Origin of the sequence: Pseudonocardia xinjiangensis (genome assembly GCF_050948425.1) — a bacterium.
Taxonomy (GTDB): Bacteria; Actinomycetota; Actinomycetes; order Mycobacteriales; family Pseudonocardiaceae; genus Pseudonocardia; species Pseudonocardia xinjiangensis.
Genome location: NZ_CP192009.1, coordinates 3,390,117 through 3,409,701 on the forward strand (window position 1 = coordinate 3,390,117; position 19,585 = coordinate 3,409,701).

General features: G+C 71.3%; 19 protein-coding genes. 13 read left to right on the forward strand and 6 right to left on the reverse strand.

Translation table 11 applies throughout. The features are described from left to right. Position 1: 1 nt before the first annotated feature. Complete coding sequence (gene chvE, locus ACQPZA_RS15960) at positions 2 to 1,129, reverse strand: multiple monosaccharide ABC transporter substrate-binding protein (RefSeq protein WP_433281842.1); 1,128 nt, start codon at positions 1,127 to 1,129, stop codon at positions 2 to 4. A 737-nt stretch (positions 1,130 to 1,866) separates the two neighbouring features. On the opposite strand from chvE, the gene ACQPZA_RS15965 reads away from it, so the two are divergent. The 4 genes from ACQPZA_RS15965 (at position 1,867) to ACQPZA_RS15980 (ending at position 5,136) form a co-directional block, all read left to right on the forward strand. Beyond that, complete coding sequence (locus ACQPZA_RS15965) at positions 1,867 to 2,667, forward strand: ABC transporter ATP-binding protein (RefSeq protein WP_433281844.1); 801 nt, start codon at positions 1,867 to 1,869, stop codon at positions 2,665 to 2,667. Positions 2,668 to 2,691: 24 nt separating this feature from the next. Beyond that, the gene (locus ACQPZA_RS15970; RefSeq protein WP_433281846.1) at positions 2,692 to 3,732 is read left to right on the forward strand and encodes an aliphatic sulfonate ABC transporter substrate-binding protein; all 1,041 of its coding nucleotides are present in this window, start codon (positions 2,692 to 2,694) and stop codon (positions 3,730 to 3,732) included. Continuing rightward, the gene (locus tag ACQPZA_RS15975; protein ID WP_433281848.1) at positions 3,729 to 4,568 is read left to right on the forward strand and encodes an ABC transporter permease; all 840 of its coding nucleotides are present in this window, start codon (positions 3,729 to 3,731) and stop codon (positions 4,566 to 4,568) included. Before ACQPZA_RS15970 ends, ACQPZA_RS15975 begins: the two co-directional genes overlap by 4 nt. A gap of 220 nt (positions 4,569 to 4,788) precedes the next feature. Further along, positions 4,789 to 5,136: a histone-like nucleoid-structuring protein Lsr2 gene (locus ACQPZA_RS15980; protein WP_169396642.1), complete on the forward strand. Its 348-nt coding sequence runs from the start codon at positions 4,789 to 4,791 to the stop codon at positions 5,134 to 5,136. A 154-nt stretch (positions 5,137 to 5,290) separates the two neighbouring features. Here the strand turns inward: ACQPZA_RS15980 and ACQPZA_RS15985 are convergent, their stop codons facing one another. After that, complete coding sequence (locus ACQPZA_RS15985) at positions 5,291 to 6,388, reverse strand: glycosyltransferase (protein ID WP_433281851.1); 1,098 nt, start codon at positions 6,386 to 6,388, stop codon at positions 5,291 to 5,293. Positions 6,389 to 6,703: 315 nt separating this feature from the next. Then, on the reverse strand, positions 6,704 to 8,347 hold the full coding sequence (locus ACQPZA_RS15990) for an L-lactate permease (RefSeq protein WP_433281853.1): 1,644 nt from the start codon (positions 8,345 to 8,347) through the stop codon (positions 6,704 to 6,706). A gap of 421 nt (positions 8,348 to 8,768) precedes the next feature. Between ACQPZA_RS15990 and ACQPZA_RS15995 the strand changes: the two genes are divergently transcribed. From ACQPZA_RS15995 to ACQPZA_RS16005, 3 genes are all read left to right on the forward strand, one after another. Further along, entirely contained in the window at positions 8,769 to 10,214 is a 1,446-nt protein-coding gene (locus tag ACQPZA_RS15995; RefSeq protein ID WP_433281855.1) for an APC family permease, read from the forward strand. Beyond that, entirely contained in the window at positions 10,211 to 11,521 is a 1,311-nt protein-coding gene (locus ACQPZA_RS16000) for a D-arabinono-1,4-lactone oxidase (RefSeq protein ID WP_433281857.1), read from the forward strand. The genes ACQPZA_RS15995 and ACQPZA_RS16000 overlap by 4 nt, the downstream gene beginning before the upstream one ends. Before the next feature lie 142 nt (positions 11,522 to 11,663). After that, the gene (locus ACQPZA_RS16005; RefSeq protein ID WP_169396610.1) at positions 11,664 to 11,858 is read left to right on the forward strand and encodes a hypothetical protein; all 195 of its coding nucleotides are present in this window, start codon (positions 11,664 to 11,666) and stop codon (positions 11,856 to 11,858) included. Positions 11,859 to 11,864: 6 nt separating this feature from the next. Here ACQPZA_RS16005 and ppk2 read toward each other — a convergent pair whose 3' ends face one another. Beyond that, on the reverse strand, positions 11,865 to 12,755 hold the full coding sequence (gene ppk2 / locus ACQPZA_RS16010) for a polyphosphate kinase 2 (protein ID WP_433281859.1): 891 nt from the start codon (positions 12,753 to 12,755) through the stop codon (positions 11,865 to 11,867). Positions 12,756 to 13,128: 373 nt separating this feature from the next. On the opposite strand from ppk2, the gene ACQPZA_RS16015 reads away from it, so the two are divergent. The 3 genes from ACQPZA_RS16015 to ACQPZA_RS16025 all read left to right on the forward strand — a co-directional run bounded on the left by ACQPZA_RS16015 (position 13,129) and on the right by ACQPZA_RS16025 (position 14,616). Beyond that, a complete protein-coding gene (locus ACQPZA_RS16015; protein WP_433281861.1) occupies positions 13,129 to 13,689 on the forward strand; it encodes a CBS domain-containing protein in 561 nt (186 codons plus the stop codon). Positions 13,690 to 13,789: 100 nt separating this feature from the next. Beyond that, complete coding sequence (locus tag ACQPZA_RS16020; protein WP_433281863.1) at positions 13,790 to 14,248, forward strand: universal stress protein; 459 nt, start codon at positions 13,790 to 13,792, stop codon at positions 14,246 to 14,248. A 98-nt stretch (positions 14,249 to 14,346) separates the two neighbouring features. Further along, on the forward strand, positions 14,347 to 14,616 hold the full coding sequence (locus ACQPZA_RS16025) for an SRPBCC domain-containing protein (protein ID WP_433281865.1): 270 nt from the start codon (positions 14,347 to 14,349) through the stop codon (positions 14,614 to 14,616). On the opposite strand, the gene ACQPZA_RS16030 is transcribed toward ACQPZA_RS16025, so the two are convergent. Next, on the reverse strand, positions 14,570 to 15,364 hold the full coding sequence (locus tag ACQPZA_RS16030; RefSeq protein ID WP_433281867.1) for a PDC sensor domain-containing protein: 795 nt from the start codon (positions 15,362 to 15,364) through the stop codon (positions 14,570 to 14,572). The genes ACQPZA_RS16025 and ACQPZA_RS16030 overlap by 47 nt on opposite strands. After that, positions 15,361 to 16,170 (reverse strand): FadR/GntR family transcriptional regulator, encoded by an 810-nt coding sequence (locus tag ACQPZA_RS16035; RefSeq protein WP_433281869.1) that lies wholly within the window; start codon positions 16,168 to 16,170, stop codon positions 15,361 to 15,363. The genes ACQPZA_RS16030 and ACQPZA_RS16035 overlap by 4 nt, the downstream gene beginning before the upstream one ends. Positions 16,171 to 16,317: 147 nt before the next feature. Between ACQPZA_RS16035 and ACQPZA_RS16040 the strand changes: the two genes are divergently transcribed. The 3 genes from ACQPZA_RS16040 to ACQPZA_RS16050 are packed head-to-tail and all read left to right on the forward strand — an operon-like array spanning position 16,318 to position 19,567. Beyond that, a complete protein-coding gene (locus ACQPZA_RS16040; protein ID WP_433281871.1) occupies positions 16,318 to 17,730 on the forward strand; it encodes a (Fe-S)-binding protein in 1,413 nt (470 codons plus the stop codon). After that, entirely contained in the window at positions 17,727 to 19,283 is a 1,557-nt protein-coding gene (locus tag ACQPZA_RS16045; RefSeq protein ID WP_433281873.1) for an FAD-binding oxidoreductase, read from the forward strand. The genes ACQPZA_RS16040 and ACQPZA_RS16045 overlap by 4 nt, the downstream gene beginning before the upstream one ends. Beyond that, the gene (locus tag ACQPZA_RS16050) at positions 19,280 to 19,567 is read left to right on the forward strand and encodes a hypothetical protein (RefSeq protein WP_169396619.1); all 288 of its coding nucleotides are present in this window, start codon (positions 19,280 to 19,282) and stop codon (positions 19,565 to 19,567) included. The genes ACQPZA_RS16045 and ACQPZA_RS16050 overlap by 4 nt, the downstream gene beginning before the upstream one ends. Positions 19,568 to 19,585 lie beyond the last annotated feature (18 nt).

Sequence of the window (19,585 nt, forward strand, 5' to 3'; positions counted from 1 at the left end):
ACTACCTCAGCTGGTCGGCGGTGTAGTAGCCGGAGTCGACCAGCACCTTCTGGTAGTTGTTCTTGTCGACGACCACCGGCTGCAGCAGGAACGAGGGCACGACCTTGTTGCCGTTGTCGTAGTCGGTGGTGTTGTTCACCTCGGGCTTGGCGCCCTTCAGCACGGCGTCGGCCATCTTGACGGTGACGTCGGCGAGCTGGCGGGTGTCCTTGTAGACGGTGGAGTACTGCTCACCGGCGATGATCGACTTCACCGAGGCGACCTCGGCGTCCTGGCCCGTCACGATGGGGTAGGGCTGACCCGCGGTGCCGTAGCCGTTGCTCTTCAGCGCCGACAGGATTCCGATCGACAGGCCGTCGTAGGGGGAGAGCACGCCCTGGACCTTGGCACCGCTGTAGGTGGAGGTGAGCAGGTCCTCCATGCGCCGCTGAGCCGTGGCCGGGTCCCACCGCAGGATCGCCACGGTGGTGAAGTCGGTCTGCCCGCTCTTCACGACCAGGGTGCCCTTGTCGATGTAGGGCTTGAGCACCGACATCGCACCGTTGAAGAAGAAGGTGGCGTTGTTGTCGTCGGGCGAGCCGGCGAACAGCTCGATGTTGAACGGGCCGGTGGCCGTGCCGTCCGTGCCGTCGGCGTTCTTGAGCCCCAGGCCGGTGAGCAGCGAGTTCGCCTGGTCCACGCCCACGGTGAAGTTGTCGAAGGTGGCGTAGTAGTCGACGTTCGGGCTGTTGCGGATCAGGCGGTCGTAGGAGATCACCGGGATCTTGTTGTCGGCGGCCTCCTGCAGCTGCGTGGTGAGCGCCGTGCCGTCGATCGAGGCGACCACCAGCAGCTTCGCACCCTTGCTGATCTGGTTCTCGATCTGGTTGACCTGCGTCGGGATGTCGTTCTCCGCGTACTGCAGGTCGACCGAGTACCCGAGCTTCTCCAGCGCGCTCTTGATGTTGTCGCCGTCGTGGATCCAGCGCTCGGACGACTTCGTCGGCATGGTGACGCCGACCAGGCTCCCGGCGGCCGGGGTCGCCGCACCGGCGTTCTGGTCGACGGTCTTCTCACTCGAACCACAGGCCGCGAGTGCCGTGGCGAGCACGATGCTCCCGGCCACTGCGGCCAGCCGTGCCAGCTTCATCTTCTCTCCAGTGAATAGATGGGTCCGTGAGCCGGCATCGCGTACACGTCGAGGAACCCTGAGGTCAGGGCGTGCAGTCGGTGCCGGTACCGATCACGCGGGGGGATGTCCGCCGGGCACCCGGCGCCGCAGGAAGCGGACAGCCGTGCTCGGCGGGGCGGGACTTCGCTGGTCGTCGGCGCGCGGCCGATCACACCACGGGCGTGCCGGGTGACGACGCAGCGGGTGACGACGCAGCCGGACGTCGTCCCTGCGGCGGCGCGGCCACCCGTGTGCGGTCCGGACAGCCACCCGAGGTCCACGCTCACGGTGGCCGTGAGGTGCTGGGTGAATCGATGCCATGGGACACCTTCGTCCGGGAGCAGGCGGAGCCGTGAAGACCCGCGGCGGCGAATGTTAGCGCTCACATCTTGGCGGGGGCAAGCGCTGCGCCGCAGCGGGCCGGCCCGGTCGAGCCGGGCCGCCCGACCCGCGGGCGCCGTGGCCGTCCGAGTGTCCACACGGGCCTGGCGCTCACCAGGCGCGTCGTGCCCCGGCGGCGGTTCCGGACCCGGGCCGGTCGCCTTGCGCGAGCCGGTGGGCGCCCCATAGCGTTGGCCCGTGGCGCAGACGGATCGCGGTATCGGCGACGAGCTCGCCGAGCGGCTGTGGCTGGATCTGGGCTACGCCGCCAGCGCCGCCTGTCGGGCCTGAGGAACGCCGCCGCACCCTCCGCGCCGCCCGACAAGGACATATTCGTGCAGACCACCGCCACGCGAGTGGCCGCTGTTCCCGTGACGCTCCGAGGCGTCGACCGGGTGTTCGGCACCGGCGACGGCGCTCATGTCGTCCTGCGCGGGATCGACCTCGACGTCGCGGCGGGCGAGGTGGTGGCGTTGCTCGGGGCGTCGGGCTGCGGGAAGTCCACCTTGCTCCGCCTCGTCGCGGGCCTCGACCGGCCCACCGGCGGCGAGGTGGCGATCGACGGTGCCCGGGTCGACGGGATCGAGCCGAGGGCCGCGGTCGTGTTCCAGGAACCGCGCCTGCTGCCCTGGCGCACCCTGGCCGAGAACGTCGCCTTCGGCCTGCCGGACGGCGCACCGCGGAGCACGCGGCGCTCCGCGGTGGCGCACGCGCTCGACACCGTGGGGCTCGCGCCGTTCGCGGCCTACCGCCCGCGTGCCGTCTCCGGCGGCATGGCCCAGCGCACCGCACTCGCGCGGGCGCTGGTGCGACGACCCGGTGTGCTCCTGCTGGACGAGCCGTTCGCGGCGCTCGACGCGCTCACCCGCCTGCGCATGCAGGATCTCGTCGACGACCTGCAGCGTTCCTCCGGGGCCACCGTCCTGCTGGTCACCCACGACGTCGACGAGGCACTCCAGCTGGCCGACCGCGTCGTCGTGCTCGCCCCCCGCGCGGACCGTGGCGCCGGGTCCGGGATCGCGCACGTGCTCGACGTGCCCGGCGCGCGTCCGCGGGACCGCGCCGACCCCGTGCTCGCCGCGCTGCGTGTCGAGCTGCTCGACCGCCTCGGCGTGCCCCGCCACCGCCCCGCCTGACCCACCTCGTTCCAGGAGACCGTGATGCCCCCTGCCCTGTCCGCCGTCGCCCGGATCGGTGTGCTCGCCGCCCTCGTGGGTGTGCTCGCCGGCTGCGTCTCGGGCGAGAACGCCGACGGCTCCGTCGGTGCGCCCGCGGCCTCGGGCGTCCAGGTGCGCCTGGACTACGCCTACTACAACCCCGAGAGCCTGGTGATCAAGGAACAGGGCTGGCTCGAGCAGGAGCTCGGCCCCGGCTCCGTCCAGTGGGTCCTGTCGCAGGGCAGCAACAAGGCCAACGAGAACCTGCGGGCCGACGCGATCGACATCGGCTCCACCGCCGGCACCCCGGCGCTGCTGGCCAGGGCGAACGGTTCCCCGATCCGCGCGATCGACGTCTTCAGCCGTCCCGAGTGGTCGGCGATCGTCGTCGCGAAGGACTCGCCGATCAGCGACCCCGCGCAGCTGCGCGGGCAGAAGATCGCGGCCACCCAGGGCACCGACCCGTACTTCTTCCTGCTGCAGACCCTGTCGGCCGCCGGCCTCTCCGCGTCCGACGTCGAGATCGTCAACCTCCAGCACTCCGACGGGAAGATCGCGCTCGAACGCGGGGACGTCGCAGCATGGGCCGGGCTGGACCCGTTCATGGCCCAGACCGAGCTGGAGGCGGGTTCGCGCCTGATCTACCGCAACCTCGACTTCAACTCCTACGGCCTGCTCAACGCCAACGAGGAGTTCCTCGAGCAGAAGCCGCAGGTCGCCCAGACCGTCGTCACGGCGTACGAGCGGGCCCGCGCCTGGATCACCGAGAACCCCGACGCCGCCGTCCAGACCCTGGCGGCCGCTGCGAGCATCAAGCCCGAGATCGCGCGCCAGCAGCTGCTGACGCGCACGGATCTGGGCATCGACCCGGTGCCCGGCGAGCCGCAGCGCGCGGTCCTGTCGCGGCTGGTGCCGTTGCTCGTGTCCGACGGGCTGGTGCGCTCGGAGCCGGAGGCCACCACCGCGCTCGCCACCCTGTTCGAGCCCCGCTTCGCCGAGCAGGCCAAGGGCACCACGTCCGCCGGCCGAGCGGCCGGGTCGTGACGGTCACCGATCCCGACACCGAGGCCCGGGCGGACCCGGCCTCGCCCGCCCGGCGCCCCGGCCCGCGGCGGCTCGGCGGCGTCCGGCGGCTCGGCGGTGCGGTGCTGCTCGGACTGCTCGTCCCGGTGCTCTTCGTGCTGGGGTGGCAGCTGCTGGCGACGTCGGGGGAGTTCTCGCCGTCCCAGCTGCCCACCCCGGGAGCGGTGCTGGCCGCGCTGGTGGAGCTGGTGACGCGCGGCGAGCTCTGGCAGCACATCGGCATCAGCACCCAGCGGGTGCTCCTCGGCTTCGCCGCGGGTGCCGGCTCCGGTCTCGTGCTCGGCGGTGTGATCGGGCTGTCGCGTCCGGCGCGGGCGCTGCTGGCACCGTCGATCCAGGCGTTGCGGGCGGTGCCGTCGCTGGCCTGGGTGCCGCTGTTGCTGCTCTGGCTCGGTATCGGCGAGACCCCGAAGATCACGCTGGTCGCGATCGGGGCGTTCTTCCCCGTCTACACCACCGTGTCGGCCGCGCTCGCCCATGTCGACCGCCACCTCGTCGAGGTCGGCCGGGCCTACGGCCGCACGGGCGTGCGGCTGTTCGTCCAGGTCCAGTTGCCGGCGATCGCCCCTGCTGCATTGTCGGGACTGCGCCTCGGTCTGGCCCAGGGATGGCTGTTCCTGGTGGCCGCCGAACTCATCGCCTCGTCGATCGGACTCGGGTTCCTCCTGATCGACAGCCAGAACACCGGACGCACGGACATTCTGCTTCTCGCGATCGTGCTGCTCGCGGTACTGGGGAAGATCACCGACGGCATCCTCGGCCTCGCCGAGCGCCGGCTGCTGCGCAGATGGAACTGACACTCCAGAACGCATTACCGGGTGGGTGACACGCCGCACGTGGCCGAGAAATCTGTGGTTCCTTCCGCGGAGATCGCCCCCTGTCAACAGGACGAATCGTTCTCGGCGGCCGGCCATCCGGAAGTTCCCGTGTCTCTCTCGGCGGGCCAACTTGACGTTCACGGTGTTTTTTGGAGAGTATCGGCCGGCCCGCCGAGAACTCATCGAATGGAAGTGCACTGTGGCCCAGCAAGTTCAAACCCGGCTCGTCGACGACCTGGACGGTTCGGAAGCCGACGAGACGGTGACGTTTGCTCTCGCCGGACGCCAGTACGAGATCGACCTGTCGGGCGAGAACGCCGCGCGACTCCGGGACTCCCTGGCTTCTTTCGTCGCCGCGGCCCGTCGGGGCGGTAGCGGTCGCCAGTCCTCGGCCACCGCCCGTTCCGCACGTCCGGCCGCCAGCGACCGGGAGCACACCGCAGCGGTGCGGGAGTGGGCCCGGCAGAACGGGCACGAGATCTCCGACCGCGGACGCATCCCCCACTCCGTTCTCGAGGCCTACGCGCAGCGCGGTTCGGCCTCCTAGTCCCGGGGGAACGAGGTCGTCCGGCCCGCTTGCGGGAAAGGAACCTCGTTTCCACGACACTGGCAAAAGCGCGGACCGGGCCTGACGAGAATCGGCGCATCCGGGGATGGGCTCTTCCCTCCGGGGAAGGGCCCATCCTGGTCCCGGGGTGTTCTCAGATGCCCAGCGCAGTCAGGTCCGCCACCAGTTGGCTGATCGTGGGGAGCCCGAGGAGCCGCCGCCGGAAGGCCCGCGCGGCAAACCGGTACGAGGGATCGTCGAGTACCTCCCGGCACGCCGCGGCAATCGTCGTCGTGCCCGCCTCGTGGGCGTCCACGGTCACTCCCAGACCCAGTTCGGTCAGTCGCTGCGCGTTGGCGGGTTGCTCGGCGTAGAGCGGCAGGGCGACCATCGGCACCCCGGCGGTGAGTGCCTCCCGGACGCCGCCGAAACCTGCGTGGGTCACGAACAGGTCGCAGGCCTGCAGCAGCAAGGGCTGTTGCACGAACGACGCGAGGTGCACGTTGGCCGGGCGCGGTCCGGCCCAGGTGCTCACGTCGCTGCCGCGGCCCAGGGCCACCACGGCCGTGCAGGGCAGTGAGCCGAGAGCCTCCACGATGCGCCGCAGCGGCGACGTGTCGGAGGTGAGCATGTGCCCGCTGACGGAACCCAGCGTGGCCACCACGAACGGCCCGCCCGCCGGCAACTGCGCAATCGCCGGATCGAGCGGGTCGGATGCCTCGTCGGGCCCCCGGTAGTACCGGTGCGCCGCGCTCTGCGTATCGGCCGGGTGCCACAGATCGGGCATCCAACTGATCCAGGGGTGGCGAGTCAGGGTCGAGGTGTCGTTCACCGGTGGCAGGCCGATGGCGACCCGCGACTCGTTCAACCACGGGAGCATGCCGGGGTCCCGGGTCACCTGCAGTGGCGCCGCATCGAGCGTGACACAGGGCACGCCGAGACTTTCGGCCGTCAGGTACCCGCCGAACTCCGTGGATTCGCGCACCACGATGTCGGGCCGGAAATCGGATGACAGGGCCAGCATGTCCGTCGCGGCGCGCTCCGCGGCGAGACCGGCGAAGATCCGGCCGACCACGGCGCCACGTCCCAGTTCCTCCAGTTCCGGCAGCGGCTTTCCGTCCGGGTGGAACCCGAGGCTGCGCGCGTAATCCGGGTCGTCGGCCAACTGCGTCGGCGCGAGCATCCCAGGCATGGACCGGTGCGGTACCCCGAACCGGTCGAGGTCGTCGGCAAGCGAGTCGCCGGTGGCCACCATGACCTGGTGGCCGGCCGCCTGAAGTGACCGCGCCAGCGGCACCACCATCGGCACCAGATGTGAGTAGACCGGAACGCTGGTCAGCAGAAAGCGCATCAAACCGCCCGAACGATTCCCGGGGTGCCGAAGCGTGCGGGAGATCGGCGGATCGTCAACCGCTCAGGAAATGTCTCGGTCACCCGGCCATCATCGGGGACACGAGCCGGTCGGGCAGAGCCGGGTCGTTCCCGCACTGCACAACGGAGCAGCAACGAATACGCGAGAGCGCCGCGATCGCCTCAGGAGTGGGAGTGACGACTCCGGTACCGGCGGTCAGGGCAGCATCCAGCCCAGCACCGGGGTGGCCTGCAGCGCGATGAGGACGGCGAGCACGAGCAACATCCCCAGGCTCCAGCCGATCACCTTGCGCAGGAGCACGCCCTCCTGGCCCTCGAGCTTCACCGCGACGGCGGCGATCGTGAGGTTCTGCGGGGAGAGCATCTTGCCGAGCACACCGCCCGAGGAGTTGGCCGCCGCGAGCAGCTCGGGAGGCAGTCCGGTGCTGCGCGCCGCGGTGACCTGCAAGGCCCCGAACAATGCGTTCGACGACGTGTCCGAACCCGTGACGGCCACGCCGAGCCAACCGAGCACGGGGGAGAAGAAGGCGAGCGCACCGCCGGCGGAGGCGATGATGAGAGCGATCGCCGTGGTCTGCGCCGACGCGTTCATGACGTACGCCAGCGCGAGCACCGAGGCAACCGTGAGGATCGCCCAGCGGAGATCGACGATCGTGCGCACCCACGTGCTGGCGGCGCGCTTCGCCCCCACACCGAGCAGCGGCGCCACGATCAACCCGGCGACGACCATCAGCGTGCCCGCCGTGGAGAACCAGGTCAGGGAGTACTGCGTGGTGCTGGACATCAGGGGCTTGCCGTTGGTCCCGATGATGTCGAGGAACGGCCAGTTGAACGCGAGCTTGAGGGAGTCGAGCACCGGCTTGAGGCCGGGCAGCTGGTCCAGCGCGAACACGATCACGATGATCACGTACGGCGCGTAGGCCTTGCGGACGTCAGCGGGCGAGTCCGGCGTCGCCACCGTGCCGGGGCCACCGGAGGCCGCCAGCGCGGGCTCCCGCGCTGCCCAGACCGCGTCGGGCCGGGCGCGCGCGAGCAGGATCACCGCGACCGCGGCGAGCAGCGACGCGAGGATGTCGGTGAGCGGCACCGACACGTAGTTCGACACGGCGAACTGGGTGATCGCGAAGACCACCCCGCACCCGATGGCCGGCACCCACGCCTCGCGCAGACCCCGCCTGCCGTCGACGAGGAACACGAGCACGAGCGGGACGAACACCGCGAGCACCGGGGTCTGCCTGCCGATCGTGGACGCCACCTGGGTCAGCGGCAGGCCGGCGACGCCGGCCAGGGTGATGACCGGGACGCCCATGGCCCCGAACGCCACCGGCGCCGTGTTGGCCACGAGAGCGACCACGGCGGCCTTCATCGGCCGGAACCCCAGCGCCACCAGCATCACCGAGGTGATCGCGACGGGGGCGCCGAACCCGGCCAGCGCCTCCAGCAGGGCGCCGAAGCAGAACGCCACCAGGATCGCCTGGGTGCGCTGGTCGGTCGACAGCGCGCCGAAGCTGCGGCGCAGGATGTCGAAATGGCCGGTGGCCACGGTCATGTTGAACACCCACAGCGCGCTCACGACGATCCACATGATCGGCAGGAGCCCGTAGAAGGCCCCGTGCGCCGCCACGGAGAGCGCCATTCCGGTGGGCATCCCGAACCCGAGTATCGCGACGAGCAACGCCGCCGCGAGACCGGCGAGAGCGGCCCACTGGGCCCGGACCCGCAACACTCCGAGGAGCACGAGTACGACCGCGAGCGGGACCACGGAGGCCAGCGCGGACAGGCCGAGGGAATGGCCGACGGCTTCGGGATTCTGACGATAGGCGGCGAGGGCGAAGGTCACCGGACGGGACGGTTCCAACGGCACCGGCAATGCTGACGCGGACCACATGATCGCGAATTTTGCCATCGCCGCACCCGGTATCGGAGTAGGCCGTTCGAGCAGCCGCACCCGATTGTCGGGCAGTGCGTCCGGAATGTCCGGGAGGCCGCGATCGCGCATAGTTCGACCGATGGGGCCCGACTCGATACCCATGCCTGCCGAATCGGACGATTACCGGTCGCACCGCACCCGAGGTGAACGGTGCCGGATCATGGTTTCTCCGCCAATGCGGCGTGGTGCACATCACTACAGATGTCGGTCGGCCGCGCGGGTGTCCGTTCCGTTTGCGGAGCTCGTCCGGTGCGGGGCAGCCCGTCGCCCTGACGATTGACAGGCGTGATCGCCCGTCGCAGTCTGTGATCCACCTGACACAGGGGGCGCGATGGGCGAGTTCGGGTACGCGGCGCAGTTCCCGCGGGTGCTACGCCGGTTCGCCCTCTTCGCGATCGCGTTCTCGATCGTCTCCATCACCACGGGGATCTTCGTCAACTACGCCTACGGGCTCACCCAGCTCGGCCCGGCGGCGATCTGGCTCTGGCCGGTCGCCGCGGCCGGGCAGTTCCTCGTGGTGCTCGTCCTCGCCGAGCTGGCGGGGTATTTCCCGCTCGCCGGCGCCAACTACCAGTGGACGGCCCGGCTGGTCGGATCCCGCTTCGGCTACGTGGTGGGGTCCCTCGGCGTGCTCTACGGCGCCGTCGGCCTGCCCGGGATCGCACTGATCGGGCTCGCGCCGCTGACGGCCACCGTCCTCGGGCTCGACGCGGGGAACGTCCGGCTGCTGCTGTTCATCGCGGTGCTGGCGCTCGTGGTCGCCTACCTCGTCAACATCGTGCGGGTGCAGCTGGCCGCGCGGGTCAACAACGTCGCGGTGTTCGCCGAGATCATCGGCACCGTCGTGCTCAGCGTCGTGGTGTTCCTGGCGTGGGTGCGGGGCGGGGCGGACGTCCCCGGCGGCGGCCACGGGTTCGGCTTCCTGTTCACCACCGCCACCGACGCGCCGCTGGCCGACGCCCTCGTCGGCGGTGCACTGATCGGGATCTTCACCCTTGTCGGCTTCGAGGCGGCGGCCGACATGGCCGAGGAGGCCGTCGACGCCCGGCGCGCGGTGCCCCGGGCGATGATCCTGTCCGTCGTGGTCTCCGGCGTGCTGGGGATGTTCGCGCTGGTCGGGTTCACCCTCGCCATCCCCGACCTGGCCGCGGTCCAGGCGTCGCCGGTGCCGCTGGCCGCGATCGCGCAGTACTGGCTCGGCCCGGTGCTCACGAAGGTCTTCCTCGCGATCGTCGTGTTCTCGATGTTCGCCCTGATCGTGGTGGCGGCCGCGTCGAACTCCCGGCTGATCTTCGCGATGGCGCGCGACGCGATGCTGCCGTTCTCCACCGCGCTGGCGCGGGTGCACCCCCGTACCGGCACGCCCGTCACCGCGCTGGTCGTGTCGCTGGTGGTCTGCCTGGTGCTGCTCGCCTACGGGACGGCCGACGGCAACGCCTTCGCGGTGCTGGTGGGGGCGACGGCGCTCGTGCCCTACCTCGTCTACCTGCTCACCATCGGCGGGTACCTCGCGCGGCGGCGGTCCCTGGTCGACGCGGGGGAGGGCGGCTTCCGGCTCGGGGCCGCCGCCCTGCCCGTGGCGGGGCTCGCCGTGCTGTGGCTCGTCGCGGTGGTGGCGGCGCTGACGCTGCCCGAGGCGTTCCGCTCCGCCGACTACGTCGTGGTCGCTGCGCTGGCGCTGGCCGGGCTCTGGTACGTCGCCGTGCTCCGGCGCCGGCTCCGGGACGGCACCGCCGGGCTGGGATCCACCCGGACCGACCCCGTGGAGATTCGATGACCTGGCGGAACTGGGCGGGCAACCAGCGCACGGACCCGAGGCGCACCGTCGTCGCGCGGGACGCGGGCGACGTCGTCGAGGCGGTGAAGGGTGCCGAACGCGACGGGCTGCGGGTCAAGGCGCTCGGCTCGGGGCACTCGTTCACCGCCATCGCCGTGCCCGAGGACATCGCGTTGCGGCCGCCCGCCGACCCGGGCCTGCTGCTCACCGACAGCACGACGGGGCTGGTCACGGCCCCCGCCGGGTTGCCGCTGCACCGGCTCAACGCGCTGCTGTGGGAGCGTGGGCTCGCCCTGCCCAACCTCGGTGACATCGAGGCCCAGACGGTGGCGGGCGCGATCTCCACCGGTACCCACGGCACCGGTGCCACCCACCGCGGGCTCGCCGCCCAGGTGCGGGCGCTGGAGATCGTGCTGGCCGACGGGTCGCTGATCACCTGCTCGGCCACCGAGCACCCCGAGGTCTTCGCCGCCGCACGGATCGGGCTCGGTGCGCTGGGAGTGCTCACCCATGTGACGCTGCAGGCCGTCCCGGCGTTCCGGCTGCACGCGGTCGAGACCGCGATGCCGCTTCCCGACGTGCTCTCCGGCCTCGACGAGCTGGTCGCCGCCCACGAGCACTTCGAGTTCTACTGGTTCCCGCACACCGACATCGCCGCCACCAAGAGCAACAACCGCACCGAGGCGACGGGCCCGACCCGCGGCCGCGTCGCCGAGTGGGTGGGCGACGACCTGCTCGGCAACGGCGCCTTCGGCCTCGCCTGCCGGCTCGGCGCGGCGGCGCCCCGGCTCGTGCCGCCGATCAACCGGCGGATGGCCGCGCAGATGGCCGCCGCCGAGTACGTCGACCGGTCCTACCGGGTGTTCACCAGCCCGCGGCGGGTGCGGTTCCTGGAGATGGAGTACGGCGTCGCGCGGGAGGCGATCCACGAGGCGCTCGCCGGGCTGCGCGCCGCCGCCGCGCGCCACGCCCGCGCGGTGACGTTCCCGGTGGAGGTGCGCTTCGCCGCCGCCGACGACATCCCGCTCTCGACCGCCGCCGGCCGGGACAGCGCCTACATCGCCGTGCACGTGTACCGCGGGCAACCGCACGAGGCGTACTTCGGGGCCGTCGAGACGGTCCTGGCCGGGCTGGGCGGCCGGCCGCACTGGGGCAAGCTGCACACGCAGACGGCGGCGACGCTGCGCGAGCGCTACCCGGCGTTCGACGGCTTCGTGGCGGTGCGCGACCGGCTCGACCCGCAGGGCAGGTTCACCAACGCCTACCTCGACCGCGTGCTCGGGGCACCGGGCCGCTCCGCGCGCTGACCTCCCCGCCGCGCCGACATACCAGAGCAGGCGCCCCGCGTCGCCGGCGGGAAAGCTTCGTCACACCGTGCAACGGACGCCCCGGCGGTGCCGATCAACCGGTGGCGTCCACACCAGCACGTGGACCGATGACGTGGAGGCGATGGTGCGACCCCTGGTTGCGACGCGGTTGCTGCAGAACCCGCTGGGCATGCCGGCGGAACCCGGGACCAGGGGCGACATGGTCCGGGTCAGCGACGGGCGGGCCTCGGTCTACCTGCTTCCGCACGAGTACGACGCCGCCGACGAGCGGAAGCTGCGCTGGCTGCTGGCGAAGGCGTCGGTCCCGGTGTCCTGACGGGGATCAGTGCCGTTCGCTCGCCTCGTAGACCCGGGCGGGCGGGCCGACGATGAGCGGGTCGGGTGTGCCGATGACGTCCGCGTCCTTCGTCGGGTAGTCCAGAGTGGACAGCACCCAGCTGAGCGCGGCGATCCGGCCCCGCTTCTTGTCGTTGCTCTTCACGACGGTCCACGGGGCGGTCGGGCTGTCGGTCCGGGCGAACATCTGTTCCTTCGCCCGGGTGTAGTCGTCCCAGCGTCCCAGCGCGGCCAGGTCCACCGGGCTGAGCTTCCACTGCCGCAGCGGGTCGATGACCCGGACGGTGAACCGGGTGCGCTGTTCGGCCCGCGACACCGAGAACCACAGCTTCACCAGGTGGATGCCGCTGTCGACCAGCGCCGACTCGAGCCCGGGGGCCTGCGCCATGAACTCCTGGTACTCGTGGTCGGTGCAGAAGCCCATCACGGGCTCGACCACGGCCCGGTTGTACCAGGACCGGTCGAACAGGATGATCTCCCCGGCCGCGGGGAGCTGGCTGAAGTAGCGCTGGAAGTACCACTGGGTCTGCTCGCGTGACGTCGGTTTCTCCAGCGCGACGACCCGGGCGCCGCGTGGGTTGAGATGCTCCATGAAGCGCTTGATCGTGCCGCCCTTGCCCGCGGCGTCGCGGCCCTCGAACAGCACGACGACCCGTTGCCCGGTGTCCTTGACCCACGACTGCATCTTCAGCAGCTCGATCTGCAGAGCCCGCTTGCGGGTCTCGTACTCGTCGCGGCTCATCCGCTCGTCGTAGGGGTAGTCCTGCTGCCAGGTGGAGATCTCGTGCCCGTCCGGGCCCAGCAGGAGCGTCTCGTCGTCGTCGAGCTCCTGAACCGTCATCCCGTCGAGGCCGTCGAGGAGGTCCGCGGATGCCAACGCCTCACGCAGTTCCCGGCGGGTGCGCTCCGAATGGCCTACGCCGCGTGGAGTTCGCCGGAACGAGCTCACGACCTGGTCGACAGAAGTCATCTCGATACCCGTCTCTGCATGCATTCACCCGGTGACGCTCACCGGCCCGTCTCGCGTTCAGAGCCATTCGTACCCGTGCCGGTGCCCGGCCGGGGCCACGGGGCCGGGTCGGCGGCGAATGTTCAGATTCCGGATTCGGGTCCTTGGTCCGTGCGGGAGGAGCCCGATGCCTCCAGATGACCCGGGCGCGCCGTGCCTAGCGTCGACGCCAGGAGGAGAGACCATGCGGATTCACGAGATCATGTCCAGTCCTGCGGTCACCGTCACGCCGTAGCTGCCGGTGAAGGACGCCGCTGCCGTGCTCGACACCCACGGGTTCACGTGTCTTCCCGTCGTCACGGGGGACGGCCGGTTGGTCGGCGTGGTCGGGGAGAAGGAGCTCGTGGCCGACCGCTTCCCGCCGGACCCGCGCCTCCCCCTCGCCGAGCGCGTGGCCCGGAGTCCCGGCAGGCTCGTGGCGGACGTGATGGACCGGGACGTGCTCCTCGCCCATCCACAGGAGAGCGTGGCGGACCTGCTGACCGTGATGCGCTCAGCGGAGACCAGGTCGCTCCCCGTGGTGGAGGACGACGAGGTGGTCGGGATGGTGACCTATCGGGACCTCGTGCATGCCCTCGCCCGTGACGACGCTCTGGTCGAGGCCGATGTCCGGCGCCGGCTCAACCTGTACGGAGGGGTCGGACGATGGATGGTGAGCGTGCGGGACGGCGAGGTGACCCTCGGCGACGACCGCGACGACCCCGTCGAGCGGACCACCGCCGTCCGGCTGGCCGAAGCGGTCATCGGGGTCACGGGATGCCGGGTGGTCGAGGCGAGCTCATCGGCGACGTGGCACGGCTGACCGAGCCGGTCGGCAGATCCGGCTGGCGAGAGGAGACTCGAGCTCGTCAGGGCGTCCGCCGGGTCGTGCGGGGACGCCGGCAGGATCGAGGAGGAGACGCATGAGCACACGGACCGGTTCGGAGCGCGGCGCCGTGGTCGTCGGGGTCGACGGGTCGCCGTCGTCGGTGCAGGCGTTGCGGTGGGCTCTCGGGCAGGCCCGGCTCACGGGCGCGGTCGTGCGTGCCGTCACCACCTGGGACTTCCCGGCCTCGTACGGGTGGGCCGTGTCCGTCGACGACGTCGACTGGGAGGGCACCGCGCGGACGGTGCTGGAACGCGCGGTCAAGGAGGCGGTCGGGGCCGACACGACCGTCCCGGTCGAGCAGGTCGTGGTGCGCGGACACCCGGCGCAGGTGCTGGTGGAGGTGGCGGCCGGAGCCGACCTGCTCGTGGTCGGGAGCAGGGGGCACGGCGGGTTCGCCGGCCTGCTGCTCGGCTCGGTCAGCCAGCACGTCGTGGCACACGCCTCGGGCCCCGTCGTCGTCGTGCACGACGCGCCGGAGCCGACCGCCGGCTGACCGCACCGTCGCAGGTCTGTTCTGCTCCTCGCAGACGACGGCGGCCCCGCGAGCGTGTTCGAGAGGGACCTGAGGCCCCCGCACTAAGGTCGCCGGACATGTACTCGACGCAGGTCTCCCGCCACGTGAGGGCGCCTCGCTCCGAGGTCTATCGGGCGCTCCTGGACGCGGACGCGATCGCGAGGTGGCGCGTCCCGACCGGGATGAGTAGCCAGGTCCACGACTTCGACGCCCGCGAAGGCGGCTCGTTCCGCGTGTCACTCACTCACCTGCTGCGCCACGGGCGCGTTGACCTCCCGACACCTCCGGTGTGCGGCGCAGTCAGCCGGGGGAGACCACGATGCGCCACGGAGGGTCGGGCAGGCTGATGATGCGGACCTCGCCCGCGTCGTCGTCAGCATCCGCGTCGAGGATCATGAGCGAGCCGGCGAGCGACCGTGCCGAGGTGGAGAGCACCACGCGGTCCTCGGGGTTGACCACGACCACGTCGACGGCCAGGTCGCCCAGCTCCCGGAGCACGAGCGTCTCGAACCGCGCCACCGGGACGTCCGCGCCCGCCACGCCGAGGAACTCGCCGTCGGCGACGACCGGGACGGTGAGGGTCAGCAGGTACCGGTGCGTGCCGTGCACGTCGACGTAGGGACCGACGACGTGCCGGCGGCCCGTGCGACGCGGGACGACGAACCACTCGGCGGCGGCGTAGTCGTAGAAGCCGACGCTGTGCGGGTTGAGGTCGACCTCCAGCCGCACCGGGTGGTGCCGGTCCGGTTCGGACTGCCACCACTCCAGGTGCAGCGGCCGGTCGGCGAGCAGCCCCGGCGCGGTGATCACGCCCATGCCCACCGCGACCTCGCGTTCCCCCGTGAGCAGGTCCAGCAGCCGCCCGCGCATCGCCGTGATGTCCCGGTCGCACATCGGTTCGCCGCGCTCGCGCGCGGCCCGGTGGGCCGCCAGCAGGGTGTCGCGTACGGCCGTGACCGAGTGGAAGACCTGCTCGACGACGCCTTCGATCACCGTCGCCGCCTGCTCGGCGGCCCGCCCGTCGACAGGACCGTCGACAGGACCGTCGACGGGGCCGTCCACCGGCCTCGTCGCGTCCGGACGCCGGGTGCTCACGAGCCGGCCCCCGCCGCGGCGTGCGGCAGCACCGCAGTGTCGGCGCCGGGGCGCTGCTGTCCCCGGCGGGTCAGGTCGAGATGCACGTCGATCAGCCGCGCGGTGACCTCCCCGATGTGCGTCTCGGTGAGCTGCCGCGCGAGCGCGCCGTCCCGGCTCTCGATCGCGTCGACGACCTGCCGGTGGCTCGCGATCGTCGCGGCCAGTTCGGCGGCCGTGCGCGGGGTGCCCCACAGCAGCTGGCCCAGCTCGGCCTGCAGCTCGATCTCCTGCAGCGTGAGCCGGACGGACTGGGCGGCGGCGGCCACGTCGATGTAGTAGCGGCTCTCGATCCGGCGCTGCCGGGTGCCCTCGTCCACGGCCGCCAGCCGGTCGAGGATCTCGCGCAGCCGGGCGATCTCACTCGCGGTGGCCCGGTCGGCGGCGAGCCGTGCCGCGGTACCGCCGACCGCCGCGCGGATGTCGCCGAGCTCCCGCAGCTCGGTGCTGCCGATCTCCCGGAGCCGGCCGAGCGACAGTTCGGTGAGGGCGTCCTCCGAGGCGCGCACGAAGCTGCCCCCGCCCCGGCCGCGGCGTGTGTCGACGAGGCCGCGCGCCCGCAGATCCGCGAGCGCGTCACGCAGCGTCACCGTGGAGACGTTCAGCAGCGCGGCCAGGTGGGATTCGGACGGCAGCTGCTCGCCGTCGACGATGATGCCGAGCGCGATCGCGCTCCCGAGCCGCCGCGCCACCGCCTCGCTGCGGCCGGATCCGTCGTCGAGCGGCGCGAAGACCGCCCGCCGCGCATCACCGGACAGCAGCCGCATCAGCGCACCTCCCGGACCTTTCCCCGCGCTCCACCGAGTCTGGCATGCCCGCGCCGGGCAGCAGGGGGCCCGCCGCCCCTTGACCTTAGAAATGTGATCTCATAGGTTTCGCCATCGCAGTGTCCTACCTCACATCGTGGAGACCTCGTGACTCGTGCCGATCCCGATGCCGGCTCCGGCGGCGACGCGCTCACCCGCCCGTTCACCCCCGGGATGGCGTCCAACGACCCGGGCCTCGCCGAGCTCACCGAGACGGTCGCCGGGCGGGTCGACATCGAGATCGTGGACCGGGAGACGCGCGAGTTCGTCGAGGAGTGGCGCAACGCCTCGTACAACTGCTACTCGTCGGGGCACAAGTTCTGCCGCGAGGTCTGCCCGGTGATGCAGGTGACCCGCAACGAGTCCTGGACGCCCACCGCCTTCCACGCGAACGTCGTCGCGATGGAGCGCGGTGAGCTCGACGTGGCCGACATCGCCGCGGACTACGTCAACTGCACCCAGTGCGGGGCGTGCGAGCTGCGCTGCCCCAACACGCTGTTCACCGGCGACTTCTACCGGTTCCGCACGCGCACCGTGGACGTCGTCAAGGCGGTGCGCGCGCTGGCGGTGGACAAGGGGGTCCACCAGCCGCAGTGGCAGAGCTGGAACGCGCGGACCGACGAGAGAACCCACGAGCCCGTGCTCGGGGAGGTCGCGGTCAGCCAGGACACCGTCCGCGACTGGGCCGAGGGCCTCGACATCCCGGTCGGCGGCGAGACCGTGCTGTTCGTCGACTGCGAGGCCGCGTTCTACCGCACGTCGGTACCCCGGGCGGTCGCGCAGATCCTGCAACGGGCCGGGTTCGAGTTCGGCCTGATGGGCGAGCAGTGGTGCTGCGGCGGCCCGGCCGCGGAGATGGGCTACGTCGAGCAGGCGCAGCGGTTCGCCCGGCACAACCTCGACAACTGGCGCTCCACCGGCACTCGGCGGGTGCTCGTGCTCGACCCGCACGACTACATCTCGTTCACCGAGGACTACCCGAAGTACTTCGGCGACGAGTTCGACATCGAGATCGTGCTGGTGGTGGAACTGCTCGCCGATCTGCTGCGCGACGGGCGGATCACGCCGTCGGTCCCGGTGGAACGCACGGTCACCTACCACGATCCGTGCCGGCTCAACAAGAGGAAGGGGATCTGGGAGGAGCCGCGCGAGATCCTGCGCGCGATCCCGGGGCTCTCCTTCACCGACGTCGATCGCGTGACCCAATGGTCGTACTGCTCCGGCGGGGGTGGGGGCCTGCCGGTGGAGAAGCCCGACCTGACGGCCGCGATCAGCGCACGGCGTGTCGACGCCGCGGCAATGCTCGGCGTCGACACGCTGGTGAGCGCCTGTCCCTGGTCGGAGCGCCCGCTCTCGGCTGCGGGGGACGCCCGCGACATCGACGTCGTGGACATCCACGAGCTGCTCGCCGAGTCGCTCGGCATCACCGTCGGCGGCAGCCGCGGCGAGGTCGGCGACCGGCGCTCGGCCGGCGGGTGCGGCGGCGGGAGCTGCGGTGGCGGCGGGGGGTGCGGATCGTGACCATCACCCCGGAGCGCCTGTCCACCGAACAGGTCGACCGTGTCGTCGAGCGGCTGCGCACCGTGCTGCGCGACGAGCAGATCCTCACGTCCAAGACCGACCGCTACAACCGCGCCCGCGTGCCGGCTCCCTTCCCCGTGCACCGGTGGGCGGAGCGGGTGCCCGACCTGGCCGTCCTGCCGACGTCCACCGACGAGGTGGCGGCGGTCGTCCGGATCGCCAACGAGCTCAGGGTCCCGATCGTGCCGCGCGACGGCGGCACCGGCCTGACCGACGGGGCCGTCCCGCTGCGCGGCGGCATCGTCGTCGACGTCAAGCGGATGAACGAGATCCACGAGCTGGACCTGGAGAACCGCACGGTCACCGTCGGCACGGGCATCAACATGCTCAAGCTCAACGAGCAGCTGGCCCGCCACGGCCTCATCTACCCCGACGACCCGGCGTCGTACCCCTGCTCGCTGGTCGGCGGCCGGATCGGCACGTCGGGCTGGTCGCTCATCGGCGCCCGCTACGGGCACACCCGCGACCTCGTGCTCTCCTTCGACCACGTCCTGCCCATCGGGGAGGTCATCCACGTCGGCGACGGCATCGGCGGCAAGATCTCCAAGTCCTCCAGCGGCTACCAGCTCAAGCACCTGTTCATGGGGCATCAGGGCACGCTGGGCATCGCCACGAAGGCCACCCTCAAGCTCTACCCGAAGCCCGAGGCGGAGCTCTCGCCGTTCTGGGCGTTCGACAACTACGACGACGCCTACCGGTGCGTGGGAGCGCTGGCCAGGGCGGGGGTCGCCACGTTCGCCGGCGCGGTCCTCTTCGACGAGTGGAAGGTCGCCTACCTGCGCCGCGACGACGAGGCGTACATCCCGCAGCCCGCCGACGTCCGGGCGCTGGTGTGCGCGGTGATGTACGGCTACGAGGACGAGGTGCGGCCCGCGGGACGGCGGCTCTTCCGGATCGCGAAGGAGCACGGGGCGCGCTACCTCGGCGACGAGATCTCCGAGGGGGACTGGGCCGCGCGCCACGACCGGTACGCCACCCCGCTGCACGGGCGGACCAAGGCCGGCCAGGTGGTGCCGATGAGCTGGCACTGCGAGGACGCCGCCGTCAGCTACACGCGGGTGCCCGCCGTCACGAAGGCCTGGCACGAGATCGTGGCCGGCCTCCGGCGCAGGACCGACGTCTTCGACGACTGGGGGATGTTCGCCTACACCTCGGCCGACACGGGGGTGGACTACCTGACGGAGATCGACATCGGGATCTGGGAGCAGCAGCTCGGTGACGAGGCGTGGGAGCTGTGGGTGCAGGCGAAGCGGGACATCGCCGCGGCCGCGCTGCGCCACGGTGGGTCGATCAGCGCCTGCCACGGCTCGTGCCGGGAGGGGGAGGTCGACCTGGTGCCGCAGGAGCTGGGCCGCGGCTTCGAGGTGATGCTCGACGTCAAGCGCACCCTCGACCCCAACAACATCATGAACCCGGGCAAGTACCTGCTGGACCTCGCGTACGAGCCCGGTGCCGCCGCTGCGCTCGTCGCACTGAGAGGAGGGTCAGGATGAATCGGACGAACGGTTACCGCTACGGTGAGCAACACACCCCACCCGCCCCGCAACGAGTGAGTGATGTCGCGCTTACCACTTTCGAGCACGTGTACGAGGTCGACCCTCGGCTCATGGAGCGGTGGGTGCTGCAGCAGACGTTCCCCAACTGGGACTCGCTGCGGATCATGAACGCCCGCCACGACCACCTCGACTGGATGCACCGACACTTCGCAGAGAAGGTCCTCACCGGATCGGAACTTCTCGCCGAGGTCGACGCCGCCGACAGCTCCCCTGATTCCTGACCAACCCCACCAGGAGTT